Source organism: Actinokineospora sp. NPDC051303 (assembly GCF_055586285.1).
Map to the genome: position 1 here is coordinate 25,947 of NZ_JBVJIN010000009.1, position 13,746 is coordinate 39,692.

At 70.1% G+C, this 13,746-nt stretch carries 16 protein-coding genes; 9 read left to right on the forward strand and 7 right to left on the reverse strand.

The annotated features are described in order from the left end of the window. Positions 1-9: 9 nt before the first annotated feature. Both ACZ6SD_RS09340 and ACZ6SD_RS09345 read right to left on the reverse strand, forming a co-directional pair. The gene (locus ACZ6SD_RS09340; RefSeq protein ID WP_465316436.1) at positions 10-738 is read right to left on the reverse strand and encodes an alpha/beta hydrolase; all 729 of its coding nucleotides are present in this window, start codon (positions 736-738) and stop codon (positions 10-12) included. Between the two features lie 304 nt (positions 739-1,042). After that, positions 1,043-1,429 (reverse strand): SCO5389 family protein, encoded by a 387-nt coding sequence (locus tag ACZ6SD_RS09345; protein ID WP_091454599.1) that lies wholly within the window; start codon positions 1,427-1,429, stop codon positions 1,043-1,045. Positions 1,430-1,577: 148 nt separating this feature from the next. Here ACZ6SD_RS09345 and ACZ6SD_RS09350 point away from each other — a divergent pair, with 148 nt between their 5' ends. The 6 genes from ACZ6SD_RS09350 to ACZ6SD_RS09375 all read left to right on the forward strand — a co-directional run bounded on the left by ACZ6SD_RS09350 (position 1,578) and on the right by ACZ6SD_RS09375 (position 7,662). After that, positions 1,578-2,594, forward strand: a complete 1,017-nt coding sequence (locus tag ACZ6SD_RS09350; RefSeq protein WP_465316437.1) for an LLM class flavin-dependent oxidoreductase — start codon at positions 1,578-1,580, stop codon at positions 2,592-2,594. 73 nt (positions 2,595-2,667) lie between these two features. Further along, complete coding sequence (tig, locus tag ACZ6SD_RS09355) at positions 2,668-4,047, forward strand: trigger factor (RefSeq protein ID WP_465316438.1); 1,380 nt, start codon at positions 2,668-2,670, stop codon at positions 4,045-4,047. Between the two features lie 129 nt (positions 4,048-4,176). Next, positions 4,177-4,785, forward strand: a complete 609-nt coding sequence (locus ACZ6SD_RS09360; protein ID WP_465316439.1) for a ClpP family protease — start codon at positions 4,177-4,179, stop codon at positions 4,783-4,785. Positions 4,786-4,817: 32 nt separating this feature from the next. Then, a complete protein-coding gene (locus ACZ6SD_RS09365) occupies positions 4,818-5,447 on the forward strand; it encodes an ATP-dependent Clp protease proteolytic subunit (RefSeq protein WP_091454609.1) in 630 nt (209 codons plus the stop codon). 287 nt (positions 5,448-5,734) lie between these two features. Further along, a complete protein-coding gene (gene clpX, locus ACZ6SD_RS09370; RefSeq protein ID WP_091454612.1) occupies positions 5,735-7,036 on the forward strand; it encodes an ATP-dependent Clp protease ATP-binding subunit ClpX in 1,302 nt (433 codons plus the stop codon). Positions 7,037-7,044: 8 nt separating this feature from the next. Further along, positions 7,045-7,662, forward strand: a complete 618-nt coding sequence (locus tag ACZ6SD_RS09375) for an RBBP9/YdeN family alpha/beta hydrolase (RefSeq protein ID WP_465316440.1) — start codon at positions 7,045-7,047, stop codon at positions 7,660-7,662. Between the two features lie 3 nt (positions 7,663-7,665). Here the strand turns inward: ACZ6SD_RS09375 and ACZ6SD_RS09380 are convergent, their stop codons facing one another. Continuing rightward, the gene (locus ACZ6SD_RS09380) at positions 7,666-7,869 is read right to left on the reverse strand and encodes a DUF397 domain-containing protein (protein WP_465316441.1); all 204 of its coding nucleotides are present in this window, start codon (positions 7,867-7,869) and stop codon (positions 7,666-7,668) included. 13 nt (positions 7,870-7,882) lie between these two features. Next, on the reverse strand, positions 7,883-8,737 hold the full coding sequence (locus ACZ6SD_RS09385) for a helix-turn-helix domain-containing protein (protein ID WP_465316442.1): 855 nt from the start codon (positions 8,735-8,737) through the stop codon (positions 7,883-7,885). A 149-nt stretch (positions 8,738-8,886) separates the two neighbouring features. Between ACZ6SD_RS09385 and ACZ6SD_RS09390 the strand changes: the two genes are divergently transcribed. After that, a complete protein-coding gene (locus ACZ6SD_RS09390) occupies positions 8,887-9,105 on the forward strand; it encodes a hypothetical protein (RefSeq protein WP_465316443.1) in 219 nt (72 codons plus the stop codon). A gap of 52 nt (positions 9,106-9,157) precedes the next feature. Further along, positions 9,158-9,328 (forward strand): hypothetical protein, encoded by a 171-nt coding sequence (locus ACZ6SD_RS09395; RefSeq protein WP_465316444.1) that lies wholly within the window; start codon positions 9,158-9,160, stop codon positions 9,326-9,328. 154 nt (positions 9,329-9,482) lie between these two features. Here ACZ6SD_RS09395 and ACZ6SD_RS09400 read toward each other — a convergent pair whose 3' ends face one another. The 3 genes from ACZ6SD_RS09400 to fdhD form a co-directional block, all read right to left on the reverse strand. Further along, a complete protein-coding gene (locus ACZ6SD_RS09400; RefSeq protein ID WP_465316445.1) occupies positions 9,483-10,385 on the reverse strand; it encodes an alpha/beta hydrolase in 903 nt (300 codons plus the stop codon). 331 nt (positions 10,386-10,716) lie between these two features. Further along, entirely contained in the window at positions 10,717-11,898 is a 1,182-nt protein-coding gene (locus ACZ6SD_RS09405) for a CaiB/BaiF CoA transferase family protein (RefSeq protein ID WP_465316446.1), read from the reverse strand. A 70-nt stretch (positions 11,899-11,968) separates the two neighbouring features. Further along, positions 11,969-12,790 (reverse strand): formate dehydrogenase accessory sulfurtransferase FdhD, encoded by an 822-nt coding sequence (gene fdhD, locus ACZ6SD_RS09410; RefSeq protein WP_465316447.1) that lies wholly within the window; start codon positions 12,788-12,790, stop codon positions 11,969-11,971. A 42-nt stretch (positions 12,791-12,832) separates the two neighbouring features. Here fdhD and ACZ6SD_RS09415 point away from each other — a divergent pair, with 42 nt between their 5' ends. Continuing rightward, positions 12,833-13,630: an SDR family NAD(P)-dependent oxidoreductase gene (locus ACZ6SD_RS09415; RefSeq protein WP_465316448.1), complete on the forward strand. Its 798-nt coding sequence runs from the start codon at positions 12,833-12,835 to the stop codon at positions 13,628-13,630. The last annotated feature ends 116 nt before the right edge of the window (positions 13,631-13,746 follow it).

Genomic DNA, 13,746 nt, shown 5'->3' on the forward strand with positions numbered 1-13,746 from the left:
AACCCGGCCTCATTTCAGGTGCCGGGCGAAGAACCGGTTCCCGTCGTCCCCCTCGAACCACGGGACGCCGGTGTGCCCGCCCATGTTGGCGTGCAGCGTCTTCTCCTGGGACCCGAAGGCGTCGAACAGGTCCAGGGCCAGCCGCCGGTCGTTTCCCGCGTCGTCCCACTGGAGCAGGACCTGTAGCGGAATGGTGACCCGCCGGGCCTCGGCGAACATGCGGCGGGGCACGAAACTCCCGGCGAACAGGAGAGCGGCCGAGATGCGCGGCTCGACCACCGCCAGCCGGATGCCGATGGCGATCACCCCGCCCGAGTACCCGACCGGCCCGCCGATCTCGGGCAGCGACAGGAGGGCGTCCAGGGCGGCCCGCCATTCCGGGACCGCCTGCTCGACCACGGGAAGGACGAGCCGGTCGACGGTCTCGTCGTCCGGCTTGCCAGTCTCCAGCGCCCGGCGCAGGTCGGCGCGGGCCTCGTCGATGGCGGCGGATCGGGGCCGGTCGCCGCTCCCGGGCAGCTCGATGGTGGCCGCGGCGAAGCCCTCCGCCACGGAGTGCCGGGCGCGGGCCGCCAGCCGGGGGTACATCGTGGACAGCCCGCCGGGGTGGCCGATGAGGATCAGCGGCGCCGGTGCGGACACCCGCTCAGGGGTCCACAGGATGCCGGGGATGTCGCCGAGGGTGAACCGTCGTTCGATGACGCCGTCGTCGTGGCGCTGTTCGGAGGTGAATCGCATGGCCGTGCCTTTCGGGAGTGCTCGTGAACGGCGCTCCCGGACGACCTATCGCCCGACCGTGACTCCGCGGGAGAGCACCCATGTCGACATGGTCACGGGTACCACCTCCTCGGTCTCTCGCACGGCCGCCGCGAAACTAGCAGCGGCCGCCGCGGTTCGCCAACGAGTTTTTCGCGGCCATTGGCCGCGAGACGCCGAACGCCCCGAAGCCCGGCTTCGGGGCGTTCGGCGTCACGAGTGAAGAGGGCAGGGAGGCGGAGCGGGAGGTCGCTTCCCGCAGGGGAGTGCCGCGCTCCCTGCCAGGTCAGCAGTCGCGCAGTTCGGGGGACTGGTTGAGCAGTTGACCCCGGGGGGAGATGAACGCGCGGTAGCGGTCGCTGTCGACCGCGGAGGGGGTGAAGGCCGCGACGCGGTGGCAGTTCTGGAAGGCGAGTTTGACGCCGAAGTGGCGCTCAAGGCCGCCCCGGATGGCGTCGGAGGCCAGGGCGCGCAGCAGTTGGCCGCGCTCGGCCTCGCTCGGTGGCGGGACCTCGTTGTCGGCGAAGCCGGAGGAGTCGACCGAGGTGGCGACCTCCGAGATCACCTGCCAGGCGTAGGGCAGGGACTGCCGGACGCAGTCGACGAACTCCGCGTCGTCGACCGGGCCGCGTTCCGCGCGCGCCAACAGGTCCGCGGGCACATCAAGAGACATCGCACCTCCAGGTAGATCTGTCTGTTATTGACTACCGTTTTCTTGAACGCCGAACAAGCTCTGTGGGCGCACGCCACGCGTTCGGCCCAGAGGTGATCACCCGGACGCCTCTTGTCCTGACCGGCCGCTGCCAGTACTAGCCGGAGGAATGCGCCTCGGAGTCTTCGTCCTCGCCCCCCGCTTCCCCGGCCAGACCGACCACGCCGCCCTAGACCGCGCCATGGATGTGGTCGCCGCCGCCGACCGCGCCGGGCTGGCCGACGCGTGGGTCGCCGAGCACCACTTCATGCCCTACGGCGTGTGCCCCGACGCCCTGACCTTCGCCGCGCACGCGCTCGGACGCACTGAGCGGATCGCCCTGGGCACCGCCGTCAGCGTCCTGTCCACCGCCCACCCGGTCGCCCTCGCCGAGCGGACCCTGCTGCTCGACGCGCTCACCGGCGGGCGCTTCCGGCTCGGGGTGGGGCGCGGCGGCCCCTGGGTCGATCTGGAGGTCTTCGGCTCGTCGCTGGACCGTCTTGAACAAGCCTTCCCCGACACACTCGATCTGCTCTTGCGCGCGCTTACCGGCCCCACGGTCTCCGGTGACCGCTGGTTCCCCTTCCGCGAGGTCCCCGTCGTCCCCGCCCCGCGCACGCGCCCGCCCGTCCTGGTGGCCTGCACGTCGGACAAGGGCGTCGAGGCCGCGGCGGAACGCGGGCTGCCCATGCTTCTCGGGATGCACATAGGCGACGACGACAAGCGGGCTCTTGTCGAGCGTTACCGGCGGGCAGGCGGCCCTGTCGACGCCGCGCATGTGTCCACTGTCGTCGTCCACATAGGGCGGAGCCGCGATGAGGCTGTCCGAGAGGTCATGGCGACCGCGCCCGGCTGGCTGCGGGCGGGACTGGCCGCGCACATCCCGGTGGACGACCGCCCCGGTCCGAGCCGCGATCCGGTCGCCTACGCCCGCCTCTTGTGCGACCTGCACCCGGTTGGGGACCCCGACTACTGCGCGCGGCGGCTGCGCGAGAGCGTCGAGCGCAGCGGGATAGCGCACGTCATCGCGATGGTCGAGGCGACCGGCTCGCCAGCGGCGGCCGTGCGGGCGGTGGAATGGCTCGGCGGGCAGGTGGTGCCCACCCTGAGCACCCCACTCGGTCCCGAGCGCGGCTCGCTCGCCTAGACTCGGGGGTCGTTCCCGACCGCCGTCTCGCGCGGTCGGGCGTTGCCACTGTCAGTCGCACGAGGAGATCACGTTGAAGAGCACCGTCGAGCACCTGAGCCCGACGCGGGTACGGATCAACGTCGAGGTGCCGTTCGACGAGCTCAAGCCGAACTTCGACCGCGCATACCGCAAGCTCGCGAGCCAGGTCCGCATCCCCGGCTTCCGTCCGGGCAAGGCGCCCGCCCGGGTCATCGAGTCCCGCATCGGCCGCGCGCCGATCCTGGACGAGGTCGTCAACGAGGCGATCCCGGCCAAGTACATGGAGGCCGTCACCGCGGGCGAGGTCAAGACCCTCGGCCAGCCCGACATCGAGGTGACCAAGCTGGAGGACGGCGACCACCTCGCGTTCACCGCCGAGGTCGACGTCCGCCCCGAGATCACCGTCCCGGCCTACGGCGAGTTCGCTGTCACCGTGGACGACCTAGAGCTGACCGACGCCGAGGTTGACGAGCAGCTTGACGAGCTGCGCGCCCGCTTCGGCACCCTCACCGGAGCCGACCGTCCGATCGAGAACGGCGACTTCGTCTCCATCGACCTCTCGGCCACCGTCGACGGCCAGGACGTCGAGGAGGCCAAGACCAGCGGCCTGTCCTACGAGGTCGGCTCCGGCGAGCTGATCGAGGGCATCGATGACGCGCTCATCGGCGCCTCCGCCGGGGAGACCAAGACCTTCACCACCACCCTGGTCGCGGGCGAGTTCGCGGGCAAGGAGGCCGAGGTCGCGGTGACCGTGCAGTCGGTGAAGGTCCGCGAGCTGCCCGAGCCCGACGACGAGTTCGCCCAGCTCGCCAGCGAGTTCGACACCATCGACGAGCTGCGCGCCGACCTGCGCGAGCGGCTCACCCGGGTCAAGCGCATGCAGCAGGGCGTGCAGGCCCGCGACAAGGTGCTCGACGCGCTGCTGGCGACCGTCGAGGTCCCGCTGCCGGAGAAGGTCGTGGAAGCCGAGATCGAGTCCCGCCAGCACGACGCGGTGCACTCCTTCGACCACGACCAGGACAAGCTCAACGAGTTCCTGGCCAGCCAGGACCAGACCCGCGAGGACTTCGACGCCGAGGTCCGCGCCGACGCGGAGAAGTCGGTGAAGACCCAGCTCATCCTCGACTCGATCGCCGAGGCCGAGCAGGTGTCGGTCAACGACAGCGAGCTGACCGAGCGGATCATCTACCAGGCGCAGCGCTTCGGCGTGAGCCCGGACGAGTACGTCCAGCGCGCGCAGCAGTCCGGCCAGCTCGGCGCCATCTTCGCCGACGTGCGCCGGGGCAAGGCGCTGGCTTCGGTCGTGCGCCAGGCCGAGGTCACCGACGCCTCCGGCAACAAGGTCGACCTGGCCGAGCTGTTCGGCAAGCCAGCCGAGGCCGAGGAGTCCGAGGAGTCCAAGGCGCCTGCCGAGGAGCCCGCGGCCCCCTGAGGCGAGAAGTCTTGACGCTCTGAGCGAAAGTGGGCGGTGTCGGGAAGTCGACGCCGCCCGCCTTCGTTAGTGTCGGTCGAGAGATCAGCAGTAGTTCTGGAAAGAGACTTTGGGAGAAGGCAGGCAGACGTGACGCAGCACCTCTCGCCCCTCATGCGGTCGGCCACCGCGGGGCTCAACCTGAACGACTCGGTGTACGAGCGGCTGCTCCGTGAGCGCATCGTCTTCCTCGGCTCCGAGGTCGACGACGACATCGCCAACCGGATCACCGCGCAGCTTCTGCTGCTTGCCGCGGAAGACCCCGAGCGGGACATCACCTTCTACATCAACTCGCCGGGCGGCTCGGTCACCGCGGGCATGGCGATCTACGACACCATGCAGCTCATCGACCCCGACGTCGCCACCTGGGGCATGGGCTTGGCCGCGTCGATGGGCCAGTTCCTGCTCTCCTCGGGCACCCCCGGCAAGCGCTACGTCCTGCCGCACACGCGCGTCATGATGCACCAGCCTTCCGCTGGCGTGCAGGGCACGGCGTCCGACATCGCTATCCGGGCGCAGGTCTACGCCAAGTGGAAGCACGAGATGGCCGTCATCACCGCCCAGCAGACCGGCCAGACGGTGGAGAAGGTCACCAGCGACGCGGACCGTGACCGCTGGTTCACCGCCGAGGAAGCCAAGGAGTACGGCTTTGTCGACCACGTGGTGAGCCGGGTCAACCAGGCGCCCAACACGAACTGACCGGCCACGGACGCCAGAAACAGGAGTTTTCCGTGAGTGAACTTCACCTCCCGCAGTCCCGGTACGTGCTGCCGTCCTTCGTGGAGCGCACGAGCTACGGGGTCAAGGAGTCCAACCCGTACAACAAGCTGTTCGAAGAGCGCGTGATCTTCGTCGGCGTGCAGATCGATGACGCGTCCGCCAACGACGTGATGGCGCAGCTGATCTACCTGGAGTCCACCGACCCCGACCGCGACATCACGATGTACATCAACTCGCCGGGTGGCTCGTTCACCTCGCTGATGGCCATCTACGACACCATGCAGTACGTCCGGCCCGACATCCAGACGTTCTGCCTCGGCCAGGCCGCCTCCGCCGCGGCCGTGCTGCTGGCCGCGGGCACCCCGGGCAAGCGTTTCGCGCTGCCCAACGTGCGGGTGCTCATCCACCAGCCCTCCACCGAGGGCGTCTACGGCCAGGTCTCCGACCTGGAGATCCAGGCCAACGAGATCCAGCGCGTGCGCCGCCTGCTGGAGACCACCTTGGCCCGGCACACCGGCAAGGACGAGGAGCAGGTGCGCGCCGACATCGAGCGCGACAAGATCCTCACCGCCCAGGAGGCCCAGGAATACGGCATCATCGATGAGGTGCTGCCGTACCGGAAGCTTTCCGCCAAGGGCTGACGAGCAGTCTTGGCGCCCGGCGCGGGCGCGGAGGGTCGCGAACGACCCGCACGCGCGGCCGAAACGGCCTACCGTGTGCACTAGGTCTTTTCGACCCGATTCGGCCGCGTCGGGCATCCGGTTCTCCCGCAGAGCGGGGGTTGGCGGGTACCGTCGAAGGCAACGGCCGCACTCGGGCCGGACACGACACACCGGAGGACGTGTCGCGACCGGGCTTCGGGAGCGGTCGGACACACAGCCAGGCGCACTTTCCCCGAGTGCGCCGGAGGGGACAGAGGTCAGCGGTCATGGCACGTATCGGTGACGGCGGAGACCTGCTCAAATGCTCTTTCTGCGGGAAGAGTCAGAAGCAGGTGAAAAAGCTCATCGCCGGTCCCGGCGTGTACATCTGTGATGAGTGCATCGACCTCTGCAACGAGATCATCGAGGAGGAGCTCGCCGAGGCGGGCGACGTCAAGCTCGACGAGCTGCCCAAGCCCGCCGAGATCCACGACTTCCTCGACCAGTACGTCATCGGCCAGGACGACGCCAAGCGCTCGCTGGCCGTGGCGGTCTACAACCACTACAAGCGCATCCAGGCGGGCGACCGCGCCCGGCCCGAGGGCCGTGAGGGCCGCGAGTCGCGCGAAGAGACCGTCGAGCTGGCGAAGTCGAACATCCTCATGCTCGGCCCCACCGGCTGCGGCAAGACCTACCTGGCGCAGACGCTGGCCAAGCTGCTCAACGTGCCCTTCGCCATCGCCGACGCCACCGCGCTGACCGAGGCGGGCTACGTCGGCGAGGACGTCGAGAACATCCTGCTCAAGCTCATCCAGGCAGCGGATTACGACGTCAAGCGCGCCGAGACCGGCATCATCTACATCGATGAGGTCGACAAGATCGCCCGCAAGAGCGAGAACCCGTCGATCACCCGCGACGTCTCCGGCGAGGGCGTGCAGCAGGCGCTGCTCAAGATCCTTGAGGGCACCACGGCGAGCGTGCCGCCCCAGGGCGGGCGCAAGCACCCGCACCAGGAGTTCATCCAGATCGACACGACGAACGTGCTGTTCATCGTTGCGGGCGCGTTCGCCGGTCTGGAGCGCATCATCCAGGACCGGGTCGGCAAGCGCGGCCTGGGCTTCGGCGCGGAGATCCGCTCGAAGGCCGACATCGACGCCGCCGACTTCTTCTCCGACACCATGCCCGAGGACCTGATCAAGTTCGGGCTCATCCCGGAGTTCATCGGCCGCCTCCCGGTGCTGGCCAGCGTCACCAACCTCGACAAGCGCTCCCTGGTGCAGATCCTGACCGAGCCGCGCAACGCGCTGGTCAAGCAGTACCAGAAGCTGTTCGAGATGGACGGCGTCGAACTGGAGTTCACCGACACCGCGCTCGAAGCGGTCGCCGACCAGGCGATCCTGCGCGGCACCGGGGCCCGTGGCCTGCGCGCGATCATGGAGGAAGTCCTCCAGTCGGTGATGTACGACATCCCGAGCCGCACGGACGTCGCCAAGGTCGTCATCACCGAGCAGACCGTCCGCGAGAACGTGAACCCGACCATCGTGGCCCGCCAGCCCTCGCGCCGGGAGCGCCGCGAGAAGTCCGCCTGAGTCCCGCGATGACGGCGCCGGAGCCCTGGCCGCACGTGCTGCTCCTGCACGGCCTGACCGGCGCCGGTCGCGGCCACTGGCAGTCCTGGCTGGCCCACGAGCTGGCCGAGGCGGGGGCCGAGGTCGACGTCCCCCTGTTCAGCGACCCGCACGCCCCGTGCCTGGACACCTGGCTCGCGGAGCTGGCCCACCACCTTGAGGCCACTCCCAGGGCCGCCCGCCGGGTCGTGGTGGCGCACTCGCTGGGCGCGGCCCTCTGGCTGCACCACGCCGCCCGCACTCCGGCCGACGACCACTCGCTGCGGGTCGACGCGGTGCTGCTCGTCGCCCCGCCCGGCGCGGCCTGGCGGCACCCTGACGTGCACGGCTTCATCCCCGCGCCGCTGGACCCGGCGGGCATCCGCCGAGCCGCGGGCTGGACCCAGCTGGTGACCGGCGAGGACGACCCGGCCCTGCCGGTGGACGAGGCGGTGGCCATGGCCGCCACCCTCAAGGTCGACTTGGACGTCGTCCCCGGTGGCGGCGCGCTCGACGCCCGCACCGACTACGGCCCCTGGCCCAGCCTGCTGGACTGGGTGCGCGACCGGCACACCCGCCTGGTCGCCCGCGAGCCGGTCGGCTACTAGCTACTAGACGGTGCCGGGCGGCAGGTCGAAGTGGCCGAGCTTCTGCCCCTGAGTGTGGGCGTCCCACTCGGCGAAGGTGAACGACAGCGCGCCCGCTTCGGGCCGGTTGGAGTTGCGGACCAGCACCTCGGTGTCAGTCAACATCACCTCGACACAGTTGTTGCCGTTGGACGAGAACTTCGTCCAGGTGTTGGGCTGCAAAGCCATGGTGTCACTCGATTCACAGGCTGTTACTGATATCTACGATCATATCCAGGCTAGTCAGCGGGTCCAGCGCCTTGGAACGGACGTCATCGAACTTGCTGATGGCCTCCGAGACCGCCGAATCCCGGTCGAGGAACGTTTCGCCGACAGTGGTGTCCACGCTCGCGATCTCGGGAACGGCCTTGCCGAAGGTGTAAATGGTCATGGTGCAGCCGATCAGCTCGTGCTCCCTGGCCTTGAGCGGCAGCACCTGAAATTTCAGGTTGGGCAGTCCCCGGCACAGCTCCGCCAGATGGTCGAGCTGGCCGCGCATCACCTTGGGACCGCCGATGTTCTTGCGGAGAGCGGCCTCGCCGACGACCACCCACAGGTCGAGGGGCGGCTGGTCGATGCGGGTAAGCACCTCGCCCAGTTCGAGACGGAAGCGCAGCCGGGTCTCCAGCACATTGTTGAAGTGACCGGTCGGCGCCATGACCGCACGGGCGTAGCTCTCCTCTTGGAGCAGGCCCGGGAACACCTCCGGACTGTAGAACCGCATCCGGTGCGCGGCCTTGATCAGGTCCGCCGCCCGCCGCTGGTGCGGCTGGATGTCGCTGCCACCGGCCACCCGTTTGAGTGACCGCCGGGCTTCCCGGTTCACCTCGATCAGGTCCGCTACCTGGTCATCCGGCGCGCCGTAGAGCTGGAGCAACAGGGTGAGGTCCCCCTGGCTGATCTTCGTCCGCCCCTGCTCGATATTGCCCACCGTCGTGGTGGTGCACCCCAGGGTCTCGGCCGACTGCTCCCGGCTCACCCCCGCGTCCAGCCGCATCCGCTTCAGTGTCGCTCCGACCTGAATGCGGTCCGCCGTCCGCCGCTGCCCAGTTGGCACAACTTCACCCCTTCGTGTGAATCTGGCCTAGAAGTGCGCGCAAAAACTTGGAACGCACTATACGGTGATCTCGCTTCTGAACTTCCCGAGGCACCAGACCATACCAACCTTGCGTGACCGAGTGTGCACGCATCTGTCAAGGAGACCGCATGTCGTTCCGTGGAGTCGCCGTCACCGCGCTCGTCACCGTCGAGTCGGAAGCCCACATTGACTACGAGGTAGTCGGCGGCACCGCCGAGATCACCATCGGCAGCCCCCGCACGGGCGACCTGCAACTCGTCGCCAGCGAGACGGCCCTGGCATCCCTGATCACCGCGGCCACCGGCGCCCTCACCACGCTCCGCGCCCGCCCCACGGCCGCGGGCTGACTCCGTTCCCCACCGGCCTCCCTCTGCCATCTCTGTGCCGACACGCACACGGATGACGACCCAGCACTTGGTGCGACCGTCCGGAACCGCGTTCCTGGGCCTTGCCGCGAACGTCGCGGGCGGGGCCGAGGTGACCTGGGTCTGCCTGGCAGACGGAGACGGGAACTACCTCAAGGGGCAGACCTGCCGCGGTGTCAGCGAGTGCGTCGACGGCCTGCGGTAGTTCACCGAAGGGGCTCGCGGCGGCCCGGTGAACAGGGGCGATCCTGTCCCTGTGATCGCGGGTCGGCAGCGTGGTCCGACGCCATCGTCACCTTGCGCCCGGGAAGTGTCCGCCCGCGGGCGGACTGGGCTCGGCGGCGGGTGGCCGCGGGCCCCTACGCTCCGGTGGCCGCCGGGACGTGCCTGCCGAGGAAGGCCAGGACGTCGGGGACCACGCGGCGGTAGAAGCTGTCGCCGTGGCCGCCGGGGCCGGTGTAGGCGACCTCGGGGGAGGCGAGGCGGATGAACTTGCGGGTGCCCTCGATGAAGTGGTCCTCGGTGCCGCACCAGATGCCGATCGGGGTGCGGCCCAGCTTCTCGACGTTGCGCAGCGGGTCCAGCGACGCCCACTCGTGGTTGTTCTTGAACGCGCGCCGGGTGCTCATCTCCCGCCAGGACGTCAGCAGCCCGGGCGAGATCGCCGCCGCCGCGGCCAGCGGCCTGCCCAGCTCGTGCCGCCTGCGCGCGTAGAGCAGCGACCCGAACCCGCCCATCGACACCCCCGCGCACGCGAACGGCGTGCCGGTGGCGTCGCCGAGCCCGCGCTCCCGCAGCCACCGCGGCACCTCGTCCAGCAGCATGGCCATCGAGTTGTCGCCGACCCGGTTCTCGTGCCAGTAGTTGTCGCCCCCGTCCACCGCGACAAAGGCGAACGGCGGCAGTTCCCCCGCGCGCACCCCCCGCACCAGCCTCGCCGCCAACCCGGTCGGCGCAGCGTGCCGCGCGCTGCCGCGCAGACCGTGCAGGAACAGGCACACCGGCAGATTCCGGGCAGGCAGCTCACTCGGCAAAATTGTGACCAGATTCACTTCAGTCCCACGGGCGGCGGAACGCACCCGCTCCACCCGCACAACCGGCTCAGCGCCCTCGCCCCCACCAACCGCCTTGGCCACCACGTCGAGCATGGGCACCGACCCGGTCAACGCCCCCAACGCGATCCCGGTCGTAGCGACCCCCGCCGCCCCAGCGACCAACAGCGAGCGCCTACGCACCAACCGCTCACTTGCCGCGTCCGTCATGACCCCTCCGTGGTCCCCCCGACTCCACAGGCGTACCAACCCACGCCCGTGGCGCGGCCCCTGGCCGCCCCCGACCACCACATCGTGCAAACCCACCACAACGTTTCGCGTCTCGATGACTGACTGTGCGCGGAGAGCGGCAGGAACCTTCCCCCGGATGGTCCAGCAACCCAGCCACGCTCACCCACCGTCAGATTGGCGGCGATCTCGTTGACCGGGTCGAGTAGCGGTGTTCGCCGATCTTCAGGTTGATGGCGACTATCGGCTCGCGGTGACGGTGCGGTTCTCCACCGCCGACCGACCCGCCACCTGTTCGTCACGTTGGCAGGCGTCAACCGGCGATGACGGAGCGGTTCCGCAGGTCGGCGATCTTGTCGTCCGGGTAGCCGAGCCAGGTCAGCACGGCCGCAGTGTGTTCGCCCAGGGCGGGCACGGCGGCTGGGTCCCAGTCCCAGGCGTCCGCGTCGACCGGTGGGCGCAGCATCGGGACCTCGACCCCGCCCGGCACCGGCACCGCCGACCACCGGTCCCGCGCGACCAACTGCGGATGCTCGGGCAGCTCCGCCACGCCGCGAGTGCGGGCAGCCGGGACGTCGGCGCGGTCCAGCGCCGCCAACAGGTCGTCCGCGGCGACGGCGTCGAAGAACGGCTGCAGCCGCGCGTGCAACTCGGCCCGGCGCGCCACCCGGTCGGCGACCGTGCGGAACCGCGGCTCCTCAGCCAGGCCCGGGTCGACCACTTCGCACAGCCGCCGCCACTGACCGTCGTTCTGCACCGCGAGGTGGATCGTCTCCCCGCCCGCGCACGCGAACGGGCCGTACGGCGCGATCGTCGGGTGGTGGGCGCCGTGCCGCAGCGGCGCCCGCCCGGTGCCGTGCGCGTAGAGCGCGGGCTGGTGCATCCACTCTGCCAGCGCCTCCATGAGCGTCAGCCGCAACGTCGCGCCCTCGCCGGTCCGCCCTCGCCGCACCAGGGCCGCGAGCACCGCCGCGTGCAACTGCACCCCCGCGGCGATGTCGGCCACCGAGATGCCCGCCCTGGCCATCGCGTCACCGTCACCGGTGCTCGCGACCAACCCGGTCTCGGACTGGATAAGCGCGTCGAACGCCTTCCGGCCGCTGTAAGGGCCGCCCTCGCCATAAGAGGACAACTCAGCGACCACGAGACCAGGATTCGCCGCCCGCAGACTCTCCGCGTCCAGACTGAGCCTGCGCGCCGCCCCCGGCGACAGGTTGCACAACACGACATCGGCCCGGCCCGTCAGCGCGGTCACTACCGCGGCCCCGTCGGGGTGCTTGAGGTCGAGCGCCACCGACTCCTTGCCGACGTTGGTCCACGCGAAGTAGCTGGACACCTCACCGCACGACCGGTCGTAGTGCCGGGCGAAGTCACCGCCGCCCGGCCGCTCGACCTTGATCACCCGCGCCCCCAGATCGGCCAGCAGCCGAGCCGCGTAGGGCACCGCCACCGCCTGCTCCAGGCTGACCACCACCACACCGTCCAGCGGCTTCACGCGATCCTCCCGGCGCCGGTGTGGACGGTCGGCGTGTGGCCGCCCGCGGTTGCCACGCCGTCGAGCGGCTTCACGCGATTCTCCTGTCGCCGGTGTAGATGTTCATGGTGTCGCCGCGCAGGAACCCGACCAGGGTCATGCCTTGCTCCTCGGCGAGGTCGACCGCCAGCGACGACGGCGCGGACACCGCGGCCAGCACCGGCACCCCGGCCATCGCGGCCTTCTGCGCCAACTCGAACGACGCCCGCCCTGACACCAACAGGACAGTCCCGTTAAGAGGGACGCGACCCGCCAAGAGCGCCCAACCGAGCACCTTGTCGACAGCGTTATGCCTGCCAACGTCCTCCCGGACTATCAGCGGCTCACCGTCCGCGGTGAACAGACCCGCGCCATGCAGCCCGCCGGTGCTGTCGAACACCTTCTGCCGCGCGCGCAGCACATCCGGGAGCGCGCCCAGCACCGACGGCGAGACCCGCACCGGGTCGGCGGCTGGGGAGAACCGCGTCTTCAGCCGCACCGCGTCCAGCGCCGCCTTCCCGCACACCCCACAGGAGGACGTTGTGTAGAAGTTGCGTTCCACGCCTGCATCCGGCGGCGGAACCCCCTCGGCGAGCGCGACGTCGAGCACGTTGTAGGTGTTGCGGCCCTCGTCGTCCACGCCGTCGCAGTACCGGGCGACGGAGACGTCGGCCCGGTCGCCGATGACGCCTTCGGTCAGCAGGAAGCCGTGCACCAGCTCCACGTCGTGGCCGGGGGTGCGCATGGTGACGGCCAGCGCCCTCCCGCCGACTCGGACCTCCAGGGGTTCCTCGGCGGCCAGCACGTCGGGCCGGGAGCGCCGTCCCGCCGCGGTCAGCCGGACCACTGGTCTGCGTGCTGTCACCCGTCCCATGCGTCCAGCCTAGGCATCCGCCCGCGCTGCCATGCTGGGGCGATGAGCGAAACAGTTCCCGGCCTGGCCCCCGGCGGCGCCGTGCCGCCCCGGCGAGTCCTGGTGACCGGCGCGTCCGGCGGCGTCGGGACCGCCGTCGCCCACGCCTTCGCCACCCTCGGCGACCGCGTCGCGCTGCACTACTCGACCAACCCCGATCGCGCCGAGCGGGTGCGCGCCGACCTCCCCGGCGACGGCCACATCATCGTCCGCGCCGACCTGGCCAACCCGGCGGACATCGCCCGGCTTGTCGAAGACACGGTAAGCGGTCTCGGGGGGATCGATGTGCTGGTGAACAACGCCGCCGCCCCCACCCCGGCCCACCCGCCCGCGGACACCTCTTATCCGGACTGGGTAGACGCCTGGCAGCGCGTCATCAGCGTCAACCTGCTCGGCACCGCCAACCTCACGCACCAGGTCGCGACCCGGATGATCGCCCAGTCCACCGGCGGCCGAATCGTCAACATCGGCTCCCGAGGCGCCTTCCGCGGCGAGCCGGACCACCCGGCGTACGGGGCGAGCAAGGCGGGCCTGCACTCCCTAGGACAGTCACTGGCGGTGGCCCTCGCACCGCATGGAATCGCGGTCACCTCGGTAGCCCCCGGATTCGTGGACACCGACAGGGTCGCGACCCGCCTCACCGGCGCCCAAGGCCAAGTGATCCGCGCCCAAAGCCCGTTCGATCGAGTCGCCGCGCCGGAGGAGATCGCCGCCGCCGTGGTCTACCTGGCTTCCCGTGAGGCCTTGTGGGCATCCGGTGCGATCTTGGACCTGAACGGCGCTTCCTACCTGCGGACCTAGGCACTTATCCTTTTGCGGCCTTGCGGCCTTGCGGCCTTGCGGCCTTGCGGCCTTGCGGCCTTGCGGCCTTGCGGCCTTGCGGCCTTGCGGCCTTGCGGCCTTGCGGCCTTGCGGCC